Source organism: Pedobacter glucosidilyticus (assembly GCF_002483235.1).
GTDB classification, from domain to species: Bacteria; Bacteroidota; Bacteroidia; order Sphingobacteriales; family Sphingobacteriaceae; genus Pseudopedobacter; species Pseudopedobacter glucosidilyticum_B.
Genome location: NZ_DLHN01000006.1, coordinates 112,758 through 134,782, shown reverse-complemented (window position 1 = coordinate 134,782; position 22,025 = coordinate 112,758). Strand labels below are relative to the sequence as shown.

29 protein-coding genes are annotated in these 22,025 nt (G+C 33.1%); 7 read left to right on the top strand and 22 right to left on the bottom strand.

Translation table 11 applies throughout. The features are described 5' to 3' along the window. The first annotated feature begins 2 nt into the window (after positions 1-2). A complete protein-coding gene (locus B2745_RS01370; protein WP_304062642.1) occupies positions 3-617 on the top strand; it encodes an IMPACT family protein in 615 nt (204 codons plus the stop codon). Here the strand turns inward: B2745_RS01370 and B2745_RS01365 are convergent. Both B2745_RS01365 and B2745_RS01360 read right to left on the bottom strand, forming a co-directional pair. Next, a complete protein-coding gene (locus B2745_RS01365; RefSeq protein WP_026904813.1) occupies positions 610-1,908 on the bottom strand; it encodes a hypothetical protein in 1,299 nt (432 codons plus the stop codon). The two genes, B2745_RS01370 and B2745_RS01365, sit on opposite strands and share 8 nt — an antisense overlap. A gap of 104 nt (positions 1,909-2,012) precedes the next feature. Next, positions 2,013-2,453 carry an Hsp20/alpha crystallin family protein gene (locus B2745_RS01360; protein ID WP_304062640.1) on the bottom strand — a complete coding sequence of 147 codons (441 nt, stop codon included), beginning with the start codon at positions 2,451-2,453 and terminating at the stop codon, positions 2,013-2,015. A gap of 141 nt (positions 2,454-2,594) precedes the next feature. Here B2745_RS01360 and B2745_RS01355 point away from each other — a divergent pair, with 141 nt between their 5' ends. Beyond that, the gene (locus B2745_RS01355; RefSeq protein ID WP_304062637.1) at positions 2,595-3,032 is read left to right on the top strand and encodes an acyl-CoA thioesterase; all 438 of its coding nucleotides are present in this window, start codon (positions 2,595-2,597) and stop codon (positions 3,030-3,032) included. After that, the gene (locus tag B2745_RS01350; RefSeq protein ID WP_304062635.1) at positions 3,032-3,415 is read left to right on the top strand and encodes an acyl-CoA thioesterase; all 384 of its coding nucleotides are present in this window, start codon (positions 3,032-3,034) and stop codon (positions 3,413-3,415) included. The genes B2745_RS01355 and B2745_RS01350 overlap by 1 nt, the downstream gene beginning before the upstream one ends. A gap of 78 nt (positions 3,416-3,493) precedes the next feature. On the opposite strand, the gene B2745_RS01345 is transcribed toward B2745_RS01350, so the two are convergent. From B2745_RS01345 to fbaA, 7 genes are all read right to left on the bottom strand, one after another. Then, entirely contained in the window at positions 3,494-4,201 is a 708-nt protein-coding gene (locus B2745_RS01345) for a hypothetical protein (RefSeq protein ID WP_304062632.1), read from the bottom strand. Between the two features lie 21 nt (positions 4,202-4,222). Then, positions 4,223-4,969, bottom strand: a complete 747-nt coding sequence (locus tag B2745_RS01340; RefSeq protein ID WP_304062629.1) for a LytR/AlgR family response regulator transcription factor — start codon at positions 4,967-4,969, stop codon at positions 4,223-4,225. Beyond that, positions 4,950-5,996 carry a sensor histidine kinase gene (locus B2745_RS01335; RefSeq protein ID WP_304062625.1) on the bottom strand — a complete coding sequence of 349 codons (1,047 nt, stop codon included), beginning with the start codon at positions 5,994-5,996 and terminating at the stop codon, positions 4,950-4,952. Before B2745_RS01335 ends, B2745_RS01340 begins: the two co-directional genes overlap by 20 nt. Before the next feature lie 45 nt (positions 5,997-6,041). After that, a complete protein-coding gene (locus tag B2745_RS01330; protein WP_304062622.1) occupies positions 6,042-7,004 on the bottom strand; it encodes a fasciclin domain-containing protein in 963 nt (320 codons plus the stop codon). Positions 7,005-7,168: 164 nt separating this feature from the next. Continuing rightward, positions 7,169-7,909: an SGNH/GDSL hydrolase family protein gene (locus B2745_RS01325; RefSeq protein WP_304062619.1), complete on the bottom strand. Its 741-nt coding sequence runs from the start codon at positions 7,907-7,909 to the stop codon at positions 7,169-7,171. Positions 7,910-8,034: 125 nt separating this feature from the next. Then, the gene (locus B2745_RS01320) at positions 8,035-8,454 is read right to left on the bottom strand and encodes a GNAT family N-acetyltransferase (protein ID WP_304062616.1); all 420 of its coding nucleotides are present in this window, start codon (positions 8,452-8,454) and stop codon (positions 8,035-8,037) included. A gap of 84 nt (positions 8,455-8,538) precedes the next feature. Beyond that, positions 8,539-9,618: a class II fructose-bisphosphate aldolase gene (gene fbaA, locus B2745_RS01315; RefSeq protein ID WP_026904804.1), complete on the bottom strand. Its 1,080-nt coding sequence runs from the start codon at positions 9,616-9,618 to the stop codon at positions 8,539-8,541. A gap of 163 nt (positions 9,619-9,781) precedes the next feature. Here fbaA and accD point away from each other — a divergent pair, with 163 nt between their 5' ends. Further along, positions 9,782-10,627 (top strand): acetyl-CoA carboxylase, carboxyltransferase subunit beta, encoded by an 846-nt coding sequence (accD, locus tag B2745_RS01310; protein ID WP_026904803.1) that lies wholly within the window; start codon positions 9,782-9,784, stop codon positions 10,625-10,627. Positions 10,628-10,663: 36 nt separating this feature from the next. Here the strand turns inward: accD and B2745_RS01305 are convergent, their stop codons facing one another. The 5 genes from B2745_RS01305 to glmM form a co-directional block, all read right to left on the bottom strand. Then, complete coding sequence (locus tag B2745_RS01305) at positions 10,664-11,566, bottom strand: MBL fold metallo-hydrolase (protein WP_304062613.1); 903 nt, start codon at positions 11,564-11,566, stop codon at positions 10,664-10,666. 86 nt (positions 11,567-11,652) lie between these two features. Continuing rightward, positions 11,653-11,862 (bottom strand): hypothetical protein, encoded by a 210-nt coding sequence (locus B2745_RS01300; RefSeq protein ID WP_304062610.1) that lies wholly within the window; start codon positions 11,860-11,862, stop codon positions 11,653-11,655. 62 nt (positions 11,863-11,924) lie between these two features. Beyond that, entirely contained in the window at positions 11,925-13,058 is a 1,134-nt protein-coding gene (locus B2745_RS01295; RefSeq protein WP_304062607.1) for a cysteine desulfurase family protein, read from the bottom strand. 112 nt (positions 13,059-13,170) lie between these two features. Next, the gene (locus B2745_RS01290; RefSeq protein ID WP_304062604.1) at positions 13,171-13,551 is read right to left on the bottom strand and encodes a four helix bundle protein; all 381 of its coding nucleotides are present in this window, start codon (positions 13,549-13,551) and stop codon (positions 13,171-13,173) included. Between the two features lie 67 nt (positions 13,552-13,618). Next, the gene (gene glmM / locus B2745_RS01285) at positions 13,619-15,001 is read right to left on the bottom strand and encodes a phosphoglucosamine mutase (protein WP_304062603.1); all 1,383 of its coding nucleotides are present in this window, start codon (positions 14,999-15,001) and stop codon (positions 13,619-13,621) included. Positions 15,002-15,116: 115 nt separating this feature from the next. Here glmM and B2745_RS01280 point away from each other — a divergent pair, with 115 nt between their 5' ends. From B2745_RS01280 to B2745_RS01270, 3 genes are read left to right on the top strand one after another with little or no spacing between them, the layout of a single operon-like run. Next, positions 15,117-15,848, top strand: coding sequence for an SAM-dependent methyltransferase (locus B2745_RS01280; RefSeq protein ID WP_304062600.1), 732 nt, complete (start codon positions 15,117-15,119; stop codon positions 15,846-15,848). Then, complete coding sequence (locus B2745_RS01275) at positions 15,845-16,417, top strand: phosphatase PAP2 family protein (protein WP_304062597.1); 573 nt, start codon at positions 15,845-15,847, stop codon at positions 16,415-16,417. The genes B2745_RS01280 and B2745_RS01275 overlap by 4 nt, the downstream gene beginning before the upstream one ends. Then, positions 16,414-17,118: a ZIP family metal transporter gene (locus tag B2745_RS01270; RefSeq protein ID WP_304062595.1), complete on the top strand. Its 705-nt coding sequence runs from the start codon at positions 16,414-16,416 to the stop codon at positions 17,116-17,118. The genes B2745_RS01275 and B2745_RS01270 overlap by 4 nt, the downstream gene beginning before the upstream one ends. A gap of 2 nt (positions 17,119-17,120) precedes the next feature. Here the strand turns inward: B2745_RS01270 and B2745_RS01265 are convergent, their stop codons facing one another. The 8 genes from B2745_RS01265 to nusB form a co-directional block, all read right to left on the bottom strand. After that, positions 17,121-17,570, bottom strand: coding sequence for a MarR family winged helix-turn-helix transcriptional regulator (locus B2745_RS01265; RefSeq protein WP_304062592.1), 450 nt, complete (start codon positions 17,568-17,570; stop codon positions 17,121-17,123). Positions 17,571-17,583: 13 nt separating this feature from the next. Beyond that, positions 17,584-17,742, bottom strand: a complete 159-nt coding sequence (locus B2745_RS01260) for a DUF5522 domain-containing protein (protein ID WP_304062589.1) — start codon at positions 17,740-17,742, stop codon at positions 17,584-17,586. After that, positions 17,742-18,680, bottom strand: coding sequence for an MBL fold metallo-hydrolase (locus B2745_RS01255; protein ID WP_304062586.1), 939 nt, complete (start codon positions 18,678-18,680; stop codon positions 17,742-17,744). The genes B2745_RS01260 and B2745_RS01255 overlap by 1 nt, the downstream gene beginning before the upstream one ends. Further along, complete coding sequence (gene coaE, locus B2745_RS01250) at positions 18,677-19,273, bottom strand: dephospho-CoA kinase (protein WP_304062583.1); 597 nt, start codon at positions 19,271-19,273, stop codon at positions 18,677-18,679. Before coaE ends, B2745_RS01255 begins: the two co-directional genes overlap by 4 nt. Next, positions 19,273-20,220, bottom strand: a complete 948-nt coding sequence (locus B2745_RS01245; protein WP_304062580.1) for a YbbR-like domain-containing protein — start codon at positions 20,218-20,220, stop codon at positions 19,273-19,275. Before B2745_RS01245 ends, coaE begins: the two co-directional genes overlap by 1 nt. Positions 20,221-20,307: 87 nt before the next feature. Beyond that, positions 20,308-20,607, bottom strand: coding sequence for a preprotein translocase subunit YajC (gene yajC / locus B2745_RS01240; protein ID WP_026904791.1), 300 nt, complete (start codon positions 20,605-20,607; stop codon positions 20,308-20,310). Positions 20,608-20,621: 14 nt separating this feature from the next. Beyond that, a complete protein-coding gene (locus B2745_RS01235) occupies positions 20,622-21,053 on the bottom strand; it encodes a DUF1573 domain-containing protein (protein ID WP_304062578.1) in 432 nt (143 codons plus the stop codon). A gap of 8 nt (positions 21,054-21,061) precedes the next feature. Further along, positions 21,062-22,003, bottom strand: a complete 942-nt coding sequence (nusB, locus tag B2745_RS01230) for a transcription antitermination factor NusB (RefSeq protein WP_304062574.1) — start codon at positions 22,001-22,003, stop codon at positions 21,062-21,064. Between the last annotated feature and the right edge of the window lie 22 nt (positions 22,004-22,025).

The window sequence follows — 22,025 nt, the reverse complement described above, 5'->3', positions numbered from 1 at the left end:
TAATGTTTTTTGAGGATACATACCAAACTATACAAGCACCATCCGAAGGTATTTTTAGAGATAAAGGAAGCAAGTTTATAGCCTATGCTTATCCCTTTTTAAAAGAAAATGATTTAAAAACCATTATTTCTAATTTAAAAACAGCACATCCAAAAGCCAGACATCATTGTTATGCTTACAGGCTTACACCGGATAAAAATATTTATAGAGTTAATGATGATGGAGAACCCTCTGGCACTGCCGGCAGACCTATTTTAAATGTTTTACTTTCTAAAAAGCTCACTAATATTATAGTAGTAGTTGTAAGGTATTTTGGAGGTACTTTATTAGGTGTGCCAGGCTTAATAAACGCTTATAAGACAGCTACAGAAGACGCGATTTCAAATGCTCAAATCATTGAAAAAACGGTAAATGATGTTTATGAATTAAAGTTTAATTATTTATTGATGAACGATGTCATGAAAATCATCAAAGAAGATAGACTAGAAATTTTGAGCCAAGAATTTGATTTACATGTAATTATAAACCTTAGCATTAGAAAAGCCGAGCTCAACAAAATATTATCAAAATTTGAAAGCTTAAGAGATATACAAATGAAATTTTTATACACTAAATAATCTCTGCAATCTCCTCAATATCAATAATATATTTGTTTTGTATTAAAAAATCAAAAAGTGGTTTTGCTTCTGGCGATACTTCAACATTTTTGGTAGTAACCGTAGTCTTATTTTTAATATCGCGGTAAGGATAGGTTAAAAGTTTTACATTTCTACTAAACAAATCGCTGATATAAGCTAATAACTCATTCGTATAGTTTTCGCCATAATACTCTGATTTAAAAATGTGTTGTAAATTAGAAATATTGGTGGTAATTCCTACACTTTTAGGCTTAGCAAGGGCTAAATATTTTGCTAATTTATTATGTCTATTAAAATTAGATACAATAACATAATGACCTTTTTCAGAAATTTCTCTGGCTCTTTTAGCTACTCTTTTTAATAAATCTTCGTCGCTTTTATCAGCATGCTCCATCAAATTATTTAGAGTAAGCTCGGCAAGGGTAACCAGTTCTGTATCAACAATATCTAAAGTAGATTTATACTGATTAACTGCATGACTAAAAAGATTAAAATCTGGCAATACTTTTTGGTTAAAGCGAGTACGTAAAATCATGATATGCTTTTTATACATCAAATCTTTAGCTTGTTTTGCTTTAGCATGATGATCAAAAATAGCTGCGCTAGAAAAGCCTTTTTGTATCAGATATAAGTTTACCAAAATATCATCCAAAAACTCAAATACCGGACCTTTTAAGCTAATCAAATCAATTTCTACCGAGCCTTGAGATAAGTTATCAGCCAAAGATTCTATCATAGCCTTTGGATTATGATAAAGATGGAAAGCTGCATAAACTAAATTTACGCCTAAAATCCCTAAAACATTTTGTTGCAAACTGGCATCACTATCTAACAAACGCACATGGAAAATAATTTCATGCGGTGGGCCATAGGGTTCTAATTGAAATTTTATACCCAGCCAACCATGCGGATCGTTAGTTTTATTATAATTGAGGGTGGTTACTGTATTTGCAAAAGCGAAAAAAGTTTTGGTTTGATATTTATCTCCAAACAATCTATCGCCCAAGAGTTTAAATTCATAATCAAGCATTTTTATTAATCTTGATTTAGATACGTATCTTCCGGATTCTTCCTGACCGTAAATTTCATTACTAAAAGTCATATCGTAAGCAGACATGGTTTTGGCAATGGTACCAGATGCGGCACCAGCTGTAAAGAAGTTTCTAGCTACTTCTTGTCCGGCTCCAATTTCTGCAAAAGTACCGTATATATTTGGGTCAAGATTAATTGTTAAGGCTTTACGGCGGGTATCCAGAATTTCTAAACTCATGTCCAAATTTAGTAAATAATGTTGATTTTGAAGTAAAAAAGCAATCCCGTTTCTGTTAACAAAAACGGGATGCCAATCAAAAAAACTAAACCTAAAAACTATGATTAACTTATTGCAATTTCTCTGGATTGTATTTTAGCCTCTTCTTTTTTACCAATAGTTACCTGTAATATACCATCTTCGTATTTGGCATCAATCTTAGCAAAATCTACTGTTTCTGGTAAAGTAAATGATCTTGCAAAAGCGTTGTAACTGAATTCTTTTCTGGTAACTTTTCTGTTTTCACTTTCTGTCTCGGTGGCTTTTTCTCCAGAAATTTTCAAAATATTTTTCTCCAATTGAAGCTTAAAATTTTCCTTTTTTAAACCTGGTGCTGCAACTTCAATGGCGTAAGACTCTTCGTTTTCAAAAATATTAACAGCCGGAACCTTATTTAAAGTACTGTCATTATAATAACTGTCTCTAAAAAAGCTGTCAAATAAATCGTTAAATGGCGAATAGTTTCTTACACCGTTTTTTTCGTTGTTAAATTTTACTAAAGTCATTTTTATATCCTCCTTATAAATTATTTTAAATTTGTTTACGTTTAAGGATGAATCAACTCTGATACCAATGGTGATTTTGAGTTTAAAACAAGACTTTTTGTCGTTATTAAATTAATTTTACTGACTTTATTGCAGTCGTATATGAAAATAGAAGAAAATATTACAGCTTTTACTTATAAAACTCCTATCCCTATCAGGTTTGCGGATATGGATATGTTTGGCCATGCTAACAATGCTGTTTACCTTACTTATTTTGAACAAGCTAGGTCTGCTTATTGGAAAGATATTATAGAATGGGATTGGAAAGCAACCGGAATTATATTGGTAAAATCAGAAGTAGAGTACTTAAAACCTATACTTTTGGAAGATAAAATAACAGCTTGTGTAAAAACCACCAGAGTTGGTAATACTAGTTTTGATATTGCTTATTTGCTTTACGCGGAAGAAGAAGATCAGTTTATTTTAAAAACAATTGGCAAAACTACACAAGTAGCTATTGACTATCAAACGGGTAAACCTATAGCTATTCCTCAAGCAGAAAAAGCTAAAATGATTGCTTATGACAACCCAGAAATATAATGTTTATAGAAAATTTTGAGGTTAGAGATTATGAATGCGATTTACAAGGAATTGTAAATAACGCCGTTTATCAAAATTATTTAGAACATACCCGACATCAATTTTTAAAGCATAAAGGTTTAGATTTTGAAAAGCTACATCAGCAACATATAGACCCTGTAGTTTATCGTATAGAGATAGACTATAAAAAGCCGCTAAAAAGCGGTGATAAATTTTATGTGAGTTTAAATTTAGAGCGTGATGGAAATCTAAGGTTCATCTTCTACCAAAATATTTATAAAGCAGATATATTGATAGCAAAAGCTAAAGTTGTAGTAGTTTTTACTTCATTTGGAAAACCTATTATGGCACCTAAAGAGGTTATAAATCAACTGGATATTTAACATACAAAATGTAAAAAACACCAGGTATTTATGATATTCTTGCTTGATGATAAAAAAACATCAAATTCTGTATTGTTTTTAAAGATAAAAACCTGCCCTAAGCGCTATTCTTTGATAATTATTTCTAGTGCTTAAGTTTTGCTGTACAGTGCCATAACGTTGGTCTCGGTAACCAATACTAATCATCACACCTGCATTATTGCTTAAGCCAATTTTAAGTCCAAGACCTGCGGCAAACACCGTTCCTCCTTCATAAGAAACACCCGTAATGGTATTTTTAGTTCCGTTAAAGCCATAGCCAAAATCAGTAAAATAAAAGGGTACAAATTGTTTACCTGCTCTAAAATCGCCACGAATGGTGCCTATTACCGGGAAAAACGTTTGTGTAGCATATAAATCTATACCAGCACCTACTCCGGTAAATAAAAACTGATTAAACTTATAACCATTAATAGTTTGAAAAGAAAAAGCAGAAGTGTTTACATTAAGTTCGCCTGTGTTCTGTGATGCTAGCGGCCCTAGCTCTGTAAAATGTCCAAATCCTTTTTGCTTGATATTAAAAACTGGAGGAATTTCTTCTTCTGTAATTTCTTTAATTTCATTAGCTTTAAAAACATATAGATTTCTATCTACTGATTGAATACTTATTTTGTCTTGTTCTTTACTGATGATTTTACCACGAATAACCCATCCATTAAGTAGATAAATAACATCTTCCTTTTTCTGTGCTAAGCTTTGGAGACTAAGTAAAATAATAAAAATGGTAGAAAATAGTTGAAGCTTCATAATTAATAATGAGAGAAATAATTAGTTTCCGGCCCAGGTTTTAAATGCAGCTACCCTTTCTCTACTCACTATAAAATCATTTACTGCATTACCACTGTTTAGGGTAAGTTTTAATCTTCTGTTAGTATAAAGTTTAATATCTTTAATAGCATCAATTCTGGCGATAACTTGCCTATTAAGTCTAAAAAATTCTTTTTCGTTTAAAAGCTCCATCAAGCTATCTAAAGTATAATCTATCGGGAAAGCTTTCCCGTCTGTAGTATGTAAGTAAACAGATTTATCATCAGACAAAAAATAAGCCACATGGCTAACATCAACAAAAAACATTTTATTACCTATCTTAATCAGAAAGCGGTTTTTATATGTTGATGCCGGAATATCTAATAAATTTTGTTGTGGGGTTAGGGTAGCGTTTGTATAAGTTTCAAGTTTATGGAGTGCTTGCTTGAGACTTTTAAGCGTTACTGGTTTTAGTAAATAATCAATACTAAATAATTCGAAAGCTTTTAAAGCATAGTTTTCATAAGCGGTAGTAAATATTACTGGACATGTAATTTCTACATCATGGCTAATATTAAAACTCAAACCATCAGATAACTGGATATCCATAAAAATACAATTTGGCATTGGATGATGTTTAAGCCATAAAACTGCACTTTCTACGCTGTCACAGGTCTCGGGTTTTTCTATATGAGGATAATGCTGAGATAATAAATTAACTAATCTTTCTGCTGCAAGTGGTTCATCTTCAATGATTAAAAACTTCATAGTTTTCTACTTTTAAAACAGGTAATGTTATTTCAAAATAATCATCCTGGTTTTTCACAGTAATTTCCTTTCCACAGATTATTTTATATTGTTGATTGATGCTTTTTAAACCTATCTGACTAGAGTTTTCTAGAATTTTCTTAGGCTGATAATTGTTTCGCACCATCAATATGTTATTTTCTATAACAATATCTATGCTAAGTGGTTTTGATGAAGATGCAATATTGTGTTTTATTGCGTTTTCTATTAAAATTTGAAGGGTTGCAGGTACGATATAGGTGTTTTTTAAGTGATGTTCATCAAAAGAAATATGAAACTTTATAGCTTCTGCAAAACGTTTTTTTAACAGAAAAATATACAAATCCATCACTTTAAGTTCGTCTTGAAGACTTACCAGTTCTTTTTCCTGATTTTTTAAGATATAACGATAAACTTCAGAGAAACTCTCTATAAACTGATTGGCTTCTTCGCTTTTATTCATGATAAGAGATGCCAATACATTAAGATTATTGAATAAAAAATGAGGATTGATTTGTGTTTTAATTTGCTGTAGCTGAGCTTGGATTTTTGCTCTTTTCAACTCCTCTGCTTCTAATTGTTTAGCTCTTAATTGCTTAAAGAAATATACGATGGAGTTAATACAATGTAAAAATAAATTGATTCTAAAAGCAAGTAAGAGGGTTAATTTAATTTCTGTTTGGATTTCTGTAAGTTGATAGCCCGAATACCAAACACCAGCTATCGCAATTACAGCAATTGCAGAAATAAGCGTTAGTGGTAAACTGATGATGAATAAAATAGCAAGAAATTTAACTGCTGATGGTGTTTTAAAATAATGCTGTAAAACTTTTTCTGCCAGTCTGCTTAACTCCCAAACAAAAAATACAATAAGCAAAAAAGAAAGTATTAAGGCTTCTGATGAAGCCTTAACTTGATAATGATTAAAAAAATCTGTGAAATAGGTATTGATGTAAGAATAAAATCCTAAAGCTAAAATAATCAGATACCTATATTTTAAACTAAACATGTTGGTGATTTTCTTACATCAATACTATGAAATTTTCTTGATTAATTAACTTGCTGGTAACAATACTTGATCTATTACATGTACCACACCATTAGTAGTGATGATATCTGCAGATGTTATATTAGATGCTGAAGTGTTACCTGCACCTCTAACTTTAGCTCCACCTGATAAACTTATAGTTACGGTGCCACCATTTAGTGTAGTTGGTGTAGCACCTTCTGTTAAATCTGTAGACAGTACTCTTCCTTGAACAACATGATAAGTTAAAATACTGGTTAAAGAAGCTGGAGTAGCCTGTTGAATAGCGGCAGTAGTTGCAAAACCTGCATTAATAAAAGCTTGGTTTGTTGGTGCAAATACAGTTAGTGGTCCTGCTGCTGATAATGCTTCTGCTACATTGGTAGTCCCTTCACTAGCTCTTAATACTGCAGCTACTAAATAACTTAAATTAGCATTGCCTTGTGCTGCTTGCACAATGTTGCCTACTGCTGGCATTAAAACTTTGTTAATTACATGGATAATACCATTAGAAGCTTGTACATCTGCTTGTACCACTTGTGCACCATTTACAAAAACCCCTCTTTGATCTTTAGTAACAAAAACATCTGTCTCTGCTAAAGTTTCTACTGGAGTGTTTGCAGCTGTAGGAATAGCAGAAGAAGTAATTCCACTTCCTACTACGTGATAAGTTAAAATAGAAACTAAAGTTTCTTTTGATAATGCAGAAACTGCTGCCTCATTTGCAAAACCTGCTGCAATAAAAGCATCATTGGTTGGTGCAAATACAGTTAAAGGTCCTCGTCCACTTAAAGCTTCTACTAGCTCTGCTTTTACAACCGCGGCTTCTAAGAAACTAAAATTAGGATTGTTTACCACCAATTGTACAATATTATTTTGTACTGGTGCAGGGTCATCGTCTTTTTTACATCCCGTAAAAGAAACTGTTACTAGAATTAGGCTGGCTATGATGCCTAATTTCATCCATTTTTGTGTTGTTGTGCTTTTCATGATTTTCATTTTTTTAGTTATGATGAAATAACTTAAAAGCCGAAAATTAGATTTGCTTAACCTACTGAAGACGCCATTTTAATGGATGAATTGTACATATTTAAAATCCAAATGTTTTTAAAAATTCCCTTCGGATAGATGTTTGTTTATCCGAAGGGAGAAAATTATAAAGCTTTTAACCAAGCTTCGGCCATAAGTTTTGCACCAGCTAAAGATGGATGAACACCATCATAAGTCCAGTAAACGCCGGGGGCAGTTTTTTGCGCTTCATCAAAAACTTTTTGATACGGGATAAAAATAGCTTGAAATTCTTCTGCTATTTCTTTAGCTGCCTTTCTATATTCATCAAAAGCCGGATACCAAGATTCATCAACAGCTTTAATACCTTTAACAGCAAATGGTTCTCCTATAATCAATTTAACGTTGGGTAAGCTCTCTTTTGTTCTGTTTAATAAAGCTCTAAAATCCTTTTTATAGGTTTCTATAGTGCCATCATATTTACCATTGTGCTTATGCCAATAGTCGTTAACACCAATTAAAATACTCAAAACCTGAGGTTTTAGCTCTAAACAATCCTTATCCCATCTTTCTGCTAATTGGTACACTTTATTTCCGCTGATACCCTTATTGTAAATTTTAAGTCCTTTATCTGGATGTTTTAAAAGCATTTCTGCTGCTGCTTGTAAGGCATAACCTCCGCCTAGGCTATTAGGTGTGTTAAAATTTAAATCATCCTTTTTTCTACCAGCATCTGTAATAGAATCTCCTTGAAAAAGGATAACATCTCCTTTTTGGAGTTTTATACCTGATGCTTTGGGCATAGCCGCCTGCACAATTTCTGGAATACTTAAAGCTAAAACACCTGCCATAGAGGTGTTTTTTAAAAATGCTCTTCTTTTTATCATGGTGTTTATGATTGATTTTATATCTACTAGTATTGTTTTAGACTTTCTATTTAAATTATCTGATGCTATTTCTTAGCAAACTTGTATGGCTTTAAATTTATCTTTTACTGAAATACAAAATCAAATTATTTCTTTAAAACCATTTTATAATGCTGTATACCAGCTTCTTCAAAAATATCACCTACCGCTTGAAAGTCAAATTTCTGATATAAACCGATAGCTGTTATTTGTGCATGTAAATAAACATACTCAGCATCTTTGGGCAAATCTGCCAAAACAGTTTTAAGCATAGCCTGCGCTACTCCTTTACCTCTACAAGATTTTAATACAGCAAAACGCTCTAATTTATAGCCTTTATCTGTTTTTCGCCATCTACAAGCACCTGCCGGCTTACTCTCTAAAAAAGCTAAAAAATGATGAGAAACATCTTCATTTTCCCATTCTAGCTCTGGCGGACAGTTTTGTTCTACTACAAAAACTTCTTTTCTAATAGCAAAAACTTTATCTAGTTCTTCTTGGGCGCTAACCTTCTTAACTTCTATCATACCTTAAACTTATCTTATTCTGGCATTTTAAGCAAATAAAAAAGGGTAGAATTTCTTCTACCCTCTCCTCTTATTTTATGTTTATTAAAGTTTTGAATTTGCGTCTAAGCAATTTAAATCTTCAAATGCTGCGGTTAAACGCTTTACAAATTGCTCTTCACCTTTTCTTAACCAAACTCTTGGATCGTAATATTTTTTGTTTGGAGAATCATCACCTTCAGGGTTACCAATTTGACCTTGTAAGTAACCTTCTTTTCCTTTGTAGTAGTTTAAAATACCTTCCCAGAATGCCCATTGCATATCTGTATCAATATTCATTTTGATAGCACCGTAAGAAATTGCTTCTCTAATTTCTTCTTGTGATGAACCAGAACCACCGTGGAACACAAAATTGATAGGTTTCTCTGCATCTAAACCAAACTTTTGTTTAACATACTCTTGAGAGTTATGTAAGATTACTGGCTGTAGTTTTACGTTTCCTGGCTTATAAACACCATGTACGTTACCAAAAGCTGCTGCAACAGTAAATCTGTGGCTTATTTTGCTTAACTCTTCGTAAGCGTAAGAAACTTCTTCTGGCTGGGTATATAGTTTTGATGAATCTACATCAGAATTATCAACACCATCTTCTTCACCACCGGTTACACCTAATTCTATTTCTAATGTCATCCCCATTTTGCTCATTCGCTCTAAATAGGTTTTGCATATCTCTATATTTTCTTCAATAGACTCTTCAGATAAATCTATCATGTGTGAAGAAAATAATGGTTTACCATGCTGTGCGTAAAATTTCTCTCCAGCATCTAACAATCCATCTAACCAAGGTAATAATTTCTTAGCGCAATGGTCGGTATGTAAAATAACAGCAACACCATAGTGTTCTGCTAATAAATGTACGTGTTGTGCGGCAGAAACACCACCTAAGATACATGCTTGTAATTTATCATTATCAAGAGATTTACCTGCGTAAAATTGTGCTCCTCCGTTAGATAGTTGTACAATAACTGGCGAATTAACAGCTTTAGCTGTTTCCATTACAGCGTTAATAGAATTTGTACCAATCACATTAACAGCAGGTAAAGCAAACTGATGTTTTTTTGCGGCTTCAAATAATTCTTGAACTTGCTCTCCGGTAATTACCCCTTTAAAATCTTTTAAACTCATTTCTATTTCAATTTTTCTAAGACTCGAAGTTAAAAAAATTTATTAAACCGGCTGAATACTTATTGAAAATAAGCCTTTTGTAATTTCTATACTTACTAAAAAACATTAGAGGTTAAGTATTCATCAATTTTTTGTTTATTTGCATTCTCACTTTTTTAAAAGAATGGCTTGGTTTAAAAGAAGTACAAAAGGAATATTTACCTCTACAGAGGATAAAAAAGAAGCACCGGATGGCGTATGGAATAAGTGCCCTAATTGTAAAAAAGCACTCCATTACTCTGAGCAGGTTGAGCATAAATACGTTTGCCAGTATTGCAATTATCATTTAAGAGTAGGTTCTAAAGAGTATTTTGAGATTTTCTTTGATGATAATGCTTTTGCAGAGTTATTTGGCAATTTAACCTCTGGAGATCCACTTAATTTTACAGATACGAAATCATATAAAGACAGATTAGTTGAAAGTTATAAAAAAACAGGCTTAAAAGATGCTATAAGAGCTGCTCATGGTAAGATAGATGGACAGGATTTAGTTATCGCTTGTATGGATTTCAACTTTATTGGAGGTTCTATGGGCTCAGTAGTTGGGGAGAAAATTGCAAGATCTATAGATTATTGTATTGAGCATAAAATTCCTTTCCTGATGATTTCTAAATCTGGTGGAGCAAGGATGATGGAAGCTGCATTCTCTTTAATGCAAATGGCTAAAACATCAGCTAAACTAGCTTTATTAAGTAAAGCAAAAATACCTTACATCTCTTTATTAACAGACCCTACAACAGGTGGTGTAACAGCTTCTTATGCGATGCTTGGTGATATTAATATTGCAGAACCAGGTGCATTAATTGGTTTTGCAGGTCCAAGAGTTATCAAAGAAACCATCAAAAAAGACTTACCCAAAGGTTTCCAAACATCTGAATTTGTTTTAGAGCATGGTTTCCTAGATTTTATTGTGGATAGAAGAGAAATCAAAAACAAACTCTCTACTTTCATCAGAATCATGAATAACTAAACGAAAAGAGCCGATTTAAATTCGGCTCTTTTTGTTTTACAACTCTTGGTAAGCGGCATTTATACTTCGCTCTATCCCTTGCCCCTGCCACTCTTCTGCACCGGATATAAATTTCACTTTAGAAATCTCTGATAAGCTTTTACCTGCTTTTTTCTCTTTAGAAACGTATTCTAAAAGCTTTTCTAGATAATTTTGATACGCTTTAATATCTTCTTGTGTGCCAATAATCTTTTGTGGGTTTAAGGCATGACCAAAAATATATTGCGTTTTTGCATCGAATGTGTTTACCGCTTTATCCAAAACTTTAATCCAATTTTGGATATCTGCTCCTGCTGTTTTATCGATATAAGGAAATCTTCTATTGAAAACTAAATCTCCGGTATGCACAGCATTTTGATTTTCAAAATGTACAAAGGAATCTCCGTTGGTGTGTCCAGCTCCAAAATAATAGAGCTTGATATTTTCTTTATCTAATTTATAGTTCCATGTGGTTTGAAAAGTTTTATCCGGAGCTAAAATCACGCTTTCTTTACCTGCTTTTTTAGCTTCTTCCGATACCCTGATTTGGTTTTTAGCCGAATTTTCATGTGCCACCACATGTTTCACCAATCCTTTAAATACGATATTACCACTACTATGATCAGCATGATGATGTGTATTGATTAATAATTGAAAAGGAGTTTCCTCATACCTTTTTTTCAATTCATCTATCAAATGCTGAGCTGGATTTGGAAACTGAGAGTCGACGACTACTATACCACTTTTAGACTTTAAAAATGCGATAGTACCACCTTGTTCTGTAAAAACACCCAGATTATCACTTAACATCTTGATTTGATAATCAGCCATACTAAACCAAGAAGCCCAAGCTTTTCCTGGTATTTGAGAAGCAGCTACTGCTAGCGCCCCGGTTTTAATAAAATCTCTTCTTTTCATCATGCTAATAGGTTACTAGATTAATACAGTTTAAAAGGATAAAATGTTCTCAAAAAAAAGAGCCTGCTTGTGGCAGACTCTCGTTTATTTTAAAATGTTCCGGGTTCTTTATCAGGCCCTATATGTCCTTTATGTACTCTTGATTTATTAGCTGGCGATACTGTAAACGTATCCTTACTATCTACAACAGGGTCTGGATTATTATCTTTTATATCCTCATGCCCTTCTTTTAACAATTGCTCTTTTAACTTAAGTTCTTTTTCTTTAAGCTCATTCAGTTTTTCTACTTTACTTTCCATAACATCATGTTTTAAATAAATTTATGCATGATGTTAAAAACAAATAGCTTGCCAGTTTAAATCTACAGTTTATACACTTCTTTAACCTTTTCTACCACATAATCAATTTCTTCTGTAGTATTAAGCTTAGAGAAAGAGAACCTTACTGATGGCCGATGAGCATCTGCACCTATAGCTGTAAGTACATGAGAGCCTATATCTGTTCCGGATGAACACGCACTACCACCAGATGCCGAAATACCATTGATATCTAAATTAAATAAGAGCATATCTGCCATATCCATTTCAGGAAAGCAAACACTTAAAACAGTGTATAAGCTTTTATCAGCAGCTGTTTCTCCATTGAAATGGATATCTGGAATCGCCAATTTTAGCTTTTCCATCATATATGTTTTTAGTGCCTGAATATGTTTCTGATGCTCTTCCATGTGCTCATGAGCGATAGAAAACGCTTTAGATAAACCTGCTATTCCGTAAACATTTTCTGTTCCACCACGCATATTACGCTCTTGCGAACCACCATAAATCATAGGGTTTATTTTTATAGATGGATGAACATATAAAAAGCCTACTCCTTTTGGGCCATGTAACTTATGGGCAGAGCATACCATAAAATGCACTTTCAGCTTACTAACATCAAAAGCATAATGTCCCATAGTTTGCACTGTATCACAATGAAAAATAGCACCATATTGCTCGCAAAGCTCACCAACCTTTTCAATATCTGTGATGGTCGCAATTTCATTATTAGCATGCATTAAAGACACTAAAGATTTATCAGCTTTACTTAGTAACTCTTCTAAATGCGTAAAATCAATATTTCCTTTGCTATCAATATCCACATAACTAAGAGTTATTTTACCTGTTTTCTCTAGCATCTCTAAAGTATGACCAACAGCATGATGTTCTATTTTAGAAGTAATGGCATGGGTAATTCCTAAATCTTGAATAGCAGAACGTATAGCGGTATTATCAGCCTCGGTACCTCCGGAAGTAAAAAATATATTCGCCGGAGCGGTATGAAGTAAGTTGGCTACATTTTTCCTTGCCTTCTCCACAATAGTTCTTACTTCTCTACCATGCGCATGTATAGAAGATGGATTGCCATAACTTTGCTCCATCACATCCATCATTGCTTGCATCACCTCTTTATCTAAAGGCGTAGTTGCGGCATTATCTAAATATACACGAGTCATTTTTATTGAGTGATTACTTATTTATTGATTGAGTGATTTTTGATTGAATGATTACTTATTTATTGATTGAGTGATTTTTGATTGAATGATTGCCTTTTATTGACTTTTATAATTATTTAGTATTGTTTGATGAAACAGTTTTTCTAGCCGAAGAAACGACCTTTAAAATCGCATTTGCTTCATTTAAAAGTCTTTCTACTTCATTTAGTTTTAATATGTTGCTTTCTACCAAAACTTCCAACCAAAACGCACTTTCATCTGCTTCTTCTACTACAATTGATAATTTAGAAAAAAATTCTGCTTTTGACCTTGCTCTACAAGCTGCTCTATAATTTGCCCCAACTGATGATGAAGACCTTAATAACTGCTTACCAATTATCCTAGCTTCTTCTGTTTTAGGAAGTAACCTGAAAAGTGAAATATTATCTATCACAAATTGTTTAGTTCTAGATTTAAAAATATCCGCAAATTCAGATTTACTTATTCTTTCCATTTGTTAATCCTAATGAGTTAATCAGTATACGCAATCTATCATTCTATCATTCAAAAATCAATCAACATTACTTTAATATCTCCTTAATATCTGCAATAATCTTATTTGCTAAGTTATCGGCAACAGTTTCAGAATCTCCTTCTGAATAAATCCTGATGATAGGCTCTGTATTAGATCGACGTAAGTGTACCCACTGTTTATCAAACTCTATTTTGAGACCATCAATTGTAGAATAAGGCTGATTTTTATATTTCTCTTCAACTTGTTTGAGCAAGTTATCGATATCCATTTCTGGTGTAAGCGTGATTTTGTTTTTTGAAATGAAATAAGAAGGATAGCTTTTTCTTAGCAAAGAAATTGACTTGCCATATTTAGCTAAATGCGTTAAAAATAAGGCAATTCCAACCAAAGCATCTCTTCCGTAATGTAATTCAGGATAAATAATTCCACCATTTCCTTCGCCACCGATAATAGCATTTTCTGCTTTCATGAGGTTTACAACATTTACCTCACCAACTGCAGAAGCCTTATAAACACCACCAGCAGCCTCAGTAACATCTCTCAACGCTCTGGTAGAAGATAGATTAGAAACTGTATTACCCGGATTATTTTTCAAAATATAATCAGCAACAGCTACCAACGTATATTCTTCGCCAAACATAGAACCATCTTCACAAACAAAGCATAACCTATCCACATCTGGGTCTACAACAATGCCCAAATCGGCTCTGTTTTGTACTACTACTTTAGAAATTTCAGTTAAGTTTTCTGGCAATGGCTCTGGGTTATGAGGAAAATGTCCATCCGGCGTACAGTAAAGCTCGTAAACAGTTTCTACTCCTAATGCTTTCAATAAAGCAGGAATAAATATACCTCCGGTAGAGTTAACAGCATCTATAGCGATTTTAAAATTAGCTTTTTTAATAGCTTCAACATCAACCAAAGGCAAAGCTAAAATCTTGTCAATATGCTTTTGCAGATAAGAATCATCAAATTTTACCGAGCCTAAATCATTTACATCAGCGAAACTTAAAGCATCGCTTTCTGCAATTTCAAGTACTTTTTTACCTTCTTCATCATTGATAAACTCACCTTTATGGTTCAATAATTTTAAGGCATTCCATTGTTTTGGATTGTGACTAGCGGTTAAAATAATACCGCCACCGGCTTGTTCATCCGGTACGGCAATTTCTACCGTTGGTGTAGTAGACAAGCCTAAATCTATAACATCAATACCTAAACCTTGTAAAGTACCTACAACCAAGTTTCTCACCATCTCGCCAGAAATACGAGCATCTCTACCTACTACAATTTTCTTATTTCCACCTTGTTGTATTACCCAACTACCAAAAGCAGCTGTAAATTTCACCACATCAAACGGGGTTAAAGCGTCTCCGGCTTTACCACCTATAGTACCTCTTATTCCTGAGATTGATTTTATTAAAGTCACGATCTTATATTTTGGGCAAAAATAAACATAAGCATTTGCAATTCTTAATATTGGGGATAAAAACAAATTGAAAGCTTAATTAGCTATATTTGCAACAATTCTAATATTGATATTTATGCCGAAAAAGTGGTTTCAGAATTGGTTTAACTCGCCTTTCTATCATATTCTTTATAAACAAAGAGACGATGAAGAGGCTGAACTTTTTATTGATAACCTGTGTACTTTACTAAAACCTGCCAAAGACTCAAGAATGCTAGACATTGCTTGTGGAAGAGGCCGACATGCCATTTATCTGAACAAAAAAGGCTTTGACGTTACCGGGATAGACCTTTCTGTTGCTAATATAAAATACGCACATTCTTTTGAGAATAGCCGTTTGCACTTTCTAGTGCATGATATGCGCTACCTATTTTATATCAATTACTTTGATTTTGCTTTTAACTTGTTTACCAGTTTTGGCTATTTTGAAACTGAAAAAGAGCATATCAATGCGCTAAAAACTTTCCGTAAATCGCTTAAAGCGGATGGAAAACTAGTTTTCGACTATATGAACAGTCAGAAAATTATCAACAAACTGGTTTTAAGAGAAGTTAAAGAGGTTGATGGTATTGAATTTCATATCAGCAGAACAGTTAAAGATGGTAAAATCATCAAAACTATAGATTTTGAACATCATGCTAAACACTATTCTTTTAAAGAAGAAGTAAGAGATTTTAAATTAACAGATTTTGAAAGGATGTTTAAACTAGCTGGCTTAGAAATAGCTCATACCTTTGGTAATTATGAGCTAAACGCGTTTGACATTAACCATTCTGATAGACTTATTTTTGTTTGTGAAAAAATATGACAGAACAGCTTATTCAATTAGATCATCAGCTATTTTTTGCAATCAATAATGGCCTAAGCAATCCTGTGTTTGATTTTCTGATGCCAATTTTGCGTAATAAATACACTTGGATTCCGCTTTACCTGGCCATCATATTCTTTGCCATCAAATGGTATAAAATGAAAGGCTTGTACCTGGTTATTTTCTTAGCCATTACAGTTTCTATCGCAGATTTTGGCAGTGCCAGCATCTTAAAACCTGCTTTCCAGAGAATAAGACCATGTAACAATACAGAGCTTAAGGAACAAGTCATTAGCCGGGTTCCTTGCGGTTCTGGCTTGAGTTTCCCTTCTACGCATGCTACAGACCATTTTGCCATAGCTGTATTTCTGATTACGACATTTAGAAAACGCTGGAAATATACCCTTGCAACTGGTCTTATTTGGGCTGCTTCTATAGCTATAGCACAAGTTTATGTAGGGGTACATTTTCCTATAGATATTACTGTTGGCGCTTTATTAGGTTCTTTTATTGGTTTTGGTATAGCTAAATTATATCAAAAATATTTTGCTCTTTCTACGCAATCATGAATTATTTAATCATCCTTATCCTTACCACTGGGGCAATTATTGGCGGTTTTGCTGTATTCTTTGTTAAGAAAGATCATCCGCAAAGACTTAAACTTATTTTAGCTTTTAGTGGTGCTTATTTATTTGCCATAACCGTTTTACATCTTTTACCAGATGTTTATCAAGGTCATAACCATGAGGTAGGTTTATTTATTTTGGGAGGTTTTATCTTACAGATATTGTTAGAACAATTTTCTGATGGTATTGAGCATGGCCACATCCATAAACACAGCCATCAAAAAAGCTTTCCTTGGGGAATTATGCTGAGTTTAAGTTTGCATGCTTTTTTAGAAGGAATGCCTATTGCAGCGGCCAACAATCAAGAATTGGTTTTAGGAATTGCAATTCACCATATACCGGCTGCTTTTGCACTTGGAAGCGTTTTATTAAGTAACCATATCAGTAAACAAACGACCTCTATTTTATTGGTTGTTTTCGCATTAATGTCGCCTTTTGGCTACTTATTCAGCTTTTCTCTTAAAAATGGTGCTTTCTTGGGCGAGTATTATTCTTCTATTATGGGTATTGTAATTGGTATATTTTTACATATCTCTACAACCATATTATTTGAATCTACAGTAGATCATCGTTTTACTTTAAAAAAGACTTTAGCAGTATCTTTGGGTATTATATTGGCTTTAGTGGGTTACTTTTTACACTAAGTTTAACCCCTAAACTTATCTAATAAATCGCTTAATTGCTTTGCTTCTTCTTCTGAAAGATTGTTTTTTAGGATATTGATAACATGTGCTTCCATTTGGATGGTTTCCAATAGCTTAAGTCCTTTATCTGTAATGATGATATCAACAGCTCTCCTATCTTTTTTATTGATAGAGCGCTTTACCAACTCTTTCTGTACCAAACGGTCTACAATACGCGAAGCGTCAGACATTTTATCTAACATACGCTCTTTAAGTAAATTTATGGTAGCCGGGTTTGGAAGTTGTCCTCTTAAAATTCTAAGAACATTATACTGTTGCGGAGTAATATTTGATTTATCTAATTCGCTTTTTAAATGATTGCTTAACCAACCATGTGTGTAAAGAATATTCACGATAGCTTTATTGTAAAAACTATCAAAACCTTTGCTAAATATCTCTTTTTCTAATTCCATAATTTGAGCAAATTTACTTCTTTAAATTTTTATCGGTTTTTTCCTTTTTATAAGACCAAGGACAATGCTTACATCCGTTTTTACAGCAATACCCACGCTTTAAATGATATGCTTCTGTAAATACAAAATTACCCTCTTCGTTTATATAATAATCTATATTCTCTACCAACATTAAAGCAATTTAACAACTAAATCTTCTTTAAAATACTGTTTAAGCACCAAACCATCGCCATGTAAAGTCCAAACTTCTTTAGGTTTTACCTCTTTGATAGTATACAAAATATCGTTCCAATCTACATGGTCAGAAATATATAAAGCAGCATCATTACCTTTTTGTAAATATTTCCACCCTGATGCAAATACTCTGGCTACTCCTTTAGCTCTTATATAACTATTAAAAGTTAATGGTGGCACTAAATATACTTGTTGTAACTGATTTTGTTTTAAACTTTTTCTATTATATAATTGATATTTGCCTAATTGATATCCAGAAGCTTCGTAAAGCTGGTGTATTGGATAAATAGCGTAATGTACATGAACTTCTTTTTGCGGACAAAACTGGTTTATTAAACTTGTAATTCTTTGTGCTTTGCCTAAACCGTACACTCCAAGAATGATATTTTGTTCTATTTCATTTAACTTTTTTATCTCATCCTCTACGTTTGGATGTTGTATTTCTGGATTTGCGAAGGTTGTTTCAGTAATCAAAACATCGGCTTTAACCAATTCGGCTGGTTCGCAAGTAGCGTCTTCTTGTAGCTTATAATCTCCAGTGTATAAATAAGAGCAGCCTAGATATTCCATTTTCACCATAGCAGAACCTAAAATATGCCCAGCTGGATAAAAAGTTAGCTTCACGTCCTTAATAAAAAACTCTTGATGATAATGGATAATATTAAAGTTTTTAGCAGCTTGCTTTCTATAACGAAGCTCCATTAACTTTCTTGTAAATGAAGTACAATATACGTTATGGTTATTAGCCTTTGCGTGGTCACCATGTGCGTGAGAAATGACAGCATGTTGTACTGGCAATTGTGGATCTAAATAAAAATCGGCGTATCGGCAATAAATTCCCTCTGGTTTAAGGACTAAAAAATCATCTATAATCATTTCTGTTGAGCTAAAAGCACCAATTGATGATGTAATTTTAAAACCTGTGGTATGATATGTAATTCCTCATTATTAAGGATAAAAAAATCAGCCAGCTTTTGTTTTTCCTCTTCTGGAAGTTGCTTTTCTATGCGTTCTAAAACCTTTTCTCTACTAGTTTGGTCTCTGGCTATTACCCTTTGTATACGTAATTCAGTAGGCGAAGAAACTAAGATATTATAATCATTGTCCAAATAAGATTTGCTTTCAAAAAGTAAAGCTGCTTCTTTTAAAACATAAGGAGTATTTTGTTGCTCGCTCCAAAGTAAAAAAGCATCTTTTACAGCGGGATGAATGATAGCGTTTAAAGCCTTTAATTTTTGGTCATCCTTAAAAACAATATCAGCAATATACTTTCTATCTAAATTTCCGTTAGGGGAATAAGCAGCCTCTCCAAATAAGTTAACAACAGCTTTTTTAACCTCTAAATCACTCAACATCAATTCTTTTCCTGCTGTATCAGCATAAAAAACAGGGATTCCTAAAAGTTCAAACAACTTACATATTGTGGTTTTACCACTACCAATACCGCCTGTAATGCCTACTTTCATCATTATTTAAGAATCATAAAATCTACCTGTTGTGGCATTACCTGACTTATTTTCACATAGGCATTTTTATTTTTGATAACAACCGGAAGCTTACTAGCACCAGATTTTCGCCATAAGCTTAAATCAGCAATTACAGTAAAATCTTCTTCAGTAATATCAGCATAATAAGAAAGTGCAACCATTACCGTAAGGGTAACCTTTTCGGGAATAATTTTAACCTGATGATATTCTGGGTTATTAATCACTCTAACTGGTATGGTGATAACTTTTTCCGTAAACTCTTCTACAGGTAACTGCATTTCTACTGATAGCGGGAATAAGCTAATATTAGGTTCTAAAGGTTGTTTTAAATTTACTTTTGCAGCTAAAGAAGCATCTACATTTTTCTTTCTGAAGGTATCTGTTTCCCAATAACTAATACGCTGCAATTGTTCTAAAGGACCCGTTATGGTTATATAAGCTGGCTTTAATTGAATATCTTTTGATTGTCCAAACTGCTTTTTATAATTGACATCAGCAATAAACTTCACAGGTACACGCTTAACTTTCCGAGTTGTAAAATCAAAGAAAAGGGTATCGGGCTGTACACTAATGATTCTCTGTAAAGATGAAAACTGCTGGTTTATAGCTGGCAATTGCTCAGTAAAAGTTACAAAATGCTGCCTTTGTAATGAAGCTAAATCTACTTTAATCTCTTTAGAGCCCACCCCTATTCTGTTAAACAAAAGCTGCCAGCCAGTACCTTGTACGTTTAGTATAACTGTATCAGACTGTAAAGGATAAAACGCTTTATTTTGAGGAAGATTTTTAAAGGTTACTAACGTTTTAAGTTGATAATCGTATTTAAGAGATAAGGAATAAAACATCCAGGCGGTAACAGCTAATAACAAACAAGTAATAAAGATACTTATTCTTTTACGCTCTGCTGCAGATAACCGGATGATTGCCATAGATTAAAAATTAAGGCTATTTGTTTATTTACAACAAAAATGCCGTTTCGAATATATCAAAACGGCACCTTTAATTTATTTTTTTGATTAGCTATTTAAGCTTTTAGAAGATTCTAAAGAAACTGCCGCTTTTTCAAATCTGATTTTACCACCACCTTCTGTTTCTAAAACAATGGTAGTTTCATTTAAATCAACAATTCTACCGTGTATACCAGCAGTAGTAATTACTTTATCTCCTTTTTTTAATTCAGCAACAAACTTTTTATGGTCTTTAGCTTTTTTCATTTGTGGTCTTATCATGAAAAAATAGAAAACCACTACGATTAATAGCATCGGAAGGAATTGCATTACCCCACTACCTGCTTGTAATAAAACAAAATTTAACATATCTATCATTTAATTTATTGAGTTACTTCTCCTATAAGGTGTATTTGTGTCGTATTTGGAACAGTATTAGCCAAAATGGTTACCACTTTATCTTGTAAACCAACTTTACCTGAACTATCAAAAACTACCGTGATTTTTGCAGTGCCACCTACTGCAATAGGTTCTTTTGGCCATTCTGGTACCGTACAACCACAAGTTGCACTCGCATTCAAAATAATTAATGGCGCTTCTCCAGTATTTTCAAATATAAAATCATGAGATACCTTCTCGCCGTCTTTTATCTTACCAAAATCATAAGTTCCTTCTTCAAAAGTAATAGCTGCCGCACCATCTGTTGATACGTTTGTGGTATCAGTACTATTAGCATCACCTTTTGTTGAACCATTATTGCTACATCCTGTGAAAAGAAAAATAGCAACACCTAGTACTAAAAAACATTTTTTCATATCGCTTCTTAATTTAAACCTCTTCCGTATTTTCTTATTTTATTTTGGGAGCTTAATTCCTCAAATATTTTGTCTAAAATACCATTTATGAATGAATTACTCTTAGGCGTACTAAATTCTTTTGCTATTTCTAGATATTCATTGATGGTAACCTTAACCGGGATACTTGAGAAATATATCATTTCTGCTATAGCCATTTTCATGATGATAACATCCATCATGGCAATTCTATCTGCTTCCCAATTTTTGGTTTTACCAGCAATAAGCCCCTGAAAAGTGGTTTCGTTAGCAACAGTTTTATGGAATAAATCTGTGATAAACTCTTTATCTTCTGCCCAATTAGAACTAATTTGTGCTAATTTATGGTCTCCGTTTAAAGAAGAAAAGTTCTTTAATGTTTTAGCTATCATGGCTTGTAAAACATCTTGGTCTACCTGCCAATTGATATGCTTTTCTTCTAAAGCAGATTGAGCTAAAGAAGATTTTAAGATGATTTTCTTGAAAATAAATTTGATAATGTCTTTATCTGTATGTAAATCCTGGCCTTCAGCTTTGATGTATTCCTGATATTCTGTTGAGGCTTTTAAAGACGCAAATAAAGAACGAGCAAGTTCTGGATCAAAATCCCATGAAGTTTTGTACTTTTTTATAGCTTGTTGATAATCTTCAGACTCTAATAAAAGTTTTATAAATAGGTTGTTTAAAATTTTAAGATTGGGATTTAAATCCTCCTCCGAAGGCAAATGTTTATTAGCCCTTTCTATTGCATCAATATCTGCATATTGCACAACATCATTAATTAAAGCTAACAAGCCAATATACATTTCATAAACTTTATCTACACTTGCCAATAAGTTTTTCTCTTGCAGCCTGTAATCTGTAGATTCGGTTTGTTGAAACGCATACAGCGTTTGCATTACTTTTACTCTTAAATGCCTTCTATTTAACATATTTTAAAGAACGATTTGGTTT

Bases quoted from the DNA above. Each gene is read 5' to 3' on its own strand.
- B2745_RS01370 (WP_304062642.1), top strand. From the start codon at position 3: ATGTTTTTTGAGGATACATACCAAACTATACAAGCACCATCCGAAGGT.
- B2745_RS01365 (WP_026904813.1), bottom strand. From the start codon at position 1,908: ATGAGTTTAGAAATTCTGGATACCCGCCGTAAAGCCTTAACAATTAAT.
- B2745_RS01360 (WP_304062640.1), bottom strand. From the start codon at position 2,453: ATGACTTTAGTAAAATTTAACAACGAAAAAAACGGTGTAAGAAACTAT.
- B2745_RS01355 (WP_304062637.1), top strand. From the start codon at position 2,595: ATGAAAATAGAAGAAAATATTACAGCTTTTACTTATAAAACTCCTATC.
- B2745_RS01350 (WP_304062635.1), top strand. From the start codon at position 3,032: ATGTTTATAGAAAATTTTGAGGTTAGAGATTATGAATGCGATTTACAA.
- B2745_RS01345 (WP_304062632.1), bottom strand. From the start codon at position 4,201: ATGAAGCTTCAACTATTTTCTACCATTTTTATTATTTTACTTAGTCTC.
- B2745_RS01340 (WP_304062629.1), bottom strand. From the start codon at position 4,969: ATGAAGTTTTTAATCATTGAAGATGAACCACTTGCAGCAGAAAGATTA.
- B2745_RS01335 (WP_304062625.1), bottom strand. From the start codon at position 5,996: ATGTTTAGTTTAAAATATAGGTATCTGATTATTTTAGCTTTAGGATTT.
- B2745_RS01330 (WP_304062622.1), bottom strand. From the start codon at position 7,004: ATGAAAAGCACAACAACACAAAAATGGATGAAATTAGGCATCATAGCC.
- B2745_RS01325 (WP_304062619.1), bottom strand. From the start codon at position 7,909: ATGATAAAAAGAAGAGCATTTTTAAAAAACACCTCTATGGCAGGTGTT.
- B2745_RS01320 (WP_304062616.1), bottom strand. From the start codon at position 8,454: ATGATAGAAGTTAAGAAGGTTAGCGCCCAAGAAGAACTAGATAAAGTT.
- fbaA (WP_026904804.1), bottom strand. From the start codon at position 9,618: ATGAGTTTAAAAGATTTTAAAGGGGTAATTACCGGAGAGCAAGTTCAA.
- accD (WP_026904803.1), top strand. From the start codon at position 9,782: ATGGCTTGGTTTAAAAGAAGTACAAAAGGAATATTTACCTCTACAGAG.
- B2745_RS01305 (WP_304062613.1), bottom strand. From the start codon at position 11,566: ATGATGAAAAGAAGAGATTTTATTAAAACCGGGGCGCTAGCAGTAGCT.
- B2745_RS01300 (WP_304062610.1), bottom strand. From the start codon at position 11,862: ATGGAAAGTAAAGTAGAAAAACTGAATGAGCTTAAAGAAAAAGAACTT.
- B2745_RS01295 (WP_304062607.1), bottom strand. From the start codon at position 13,058: ATGACTCGTGTATATTTAGATAATGCCGCAACTACGCCTTTAGATAAA.
- B2745_RS01290 (WP_304062604.1), bottom strand. From the start codon at position 13,551: ATGGAAAGAATAAGTAAATCTGAATTTGCGGATATTTTTAAATCTAGA.
- B2745_RS01280 (WP_304062600.1), top strand. From the start codon at position 15,117: ATGCCGAAAAAGTGGTTTCAGAATTGGTTTAACTCGCCTTTCTATCAT.
- B2745_RS01275 (WP_304062597.1), top strand. From the start codon at position 15,845: ATGACAGAACAGCTTATTCAATTAGATCATCAGCTATTTTTTGCAATC.
- B2745_RS01270 (WP_304062595.1), top strand. From the start codon at position 16,414: ATGAATTATTTAATCATCCTTATCCTTACCACTGGGGCAATTATTGGC.
- B2745_RS01265 (WP_304062592.1), bottom strand. From the start codon at position 17,570: ATGGAATTAGAAAAAGAGATATTTAGCAAAGGTTTTGATAGTTTTTAC.
- B2745_RS01260 (WP_304062589.1), bottom strand. From the start codon at position 17,742: ATGTTGGTAGAGAATATAGATTATTATATAAACGAAGAGGGTAATTTT.
- B2745_RS01255 (WP_304062586.1), bottom strand. From the start codon at position 18,680: ATGATTATAGATGATTTTTTAGTCCTTAAACCAGAGGGAATTTATTGC.
- coaE (WP_304062583.1), bottom strand. From the start codon at position 19,273: ATGATGAAAGTAGGCATTACAGGCGGTATTGGTAGTGGTAAAACCACA.
- B2745_RS01245 (WP_304062580.1), bottom strand. From the start codon at position 20,220: ATGGCAATCATCCGGTTATCTGCAGCAGAGCGTAAAAGAATAAGTATC.
- yajC (WP_026904791.1), bottom strand. From the start codon at position 20,607: ATGTTAAATTTTGTTTTATTACAAGCAGGTAGTGGGGTAATGCAATTC.
- B2745_RS01235 (WP_304062578.1), bottom strand. From the start codon at position 21,053: ATGAAAAAATGTTTTTTAGTACTAGGTGTTGCTATTTTTCTTTTCACA.
- nusB (WP_304062574.1), bottom strand. From the start codon at position 22,003: ATGTTAAATAGAAGGCATTTAAGAGTAAAAGTAATGCAAACGCTGTAT.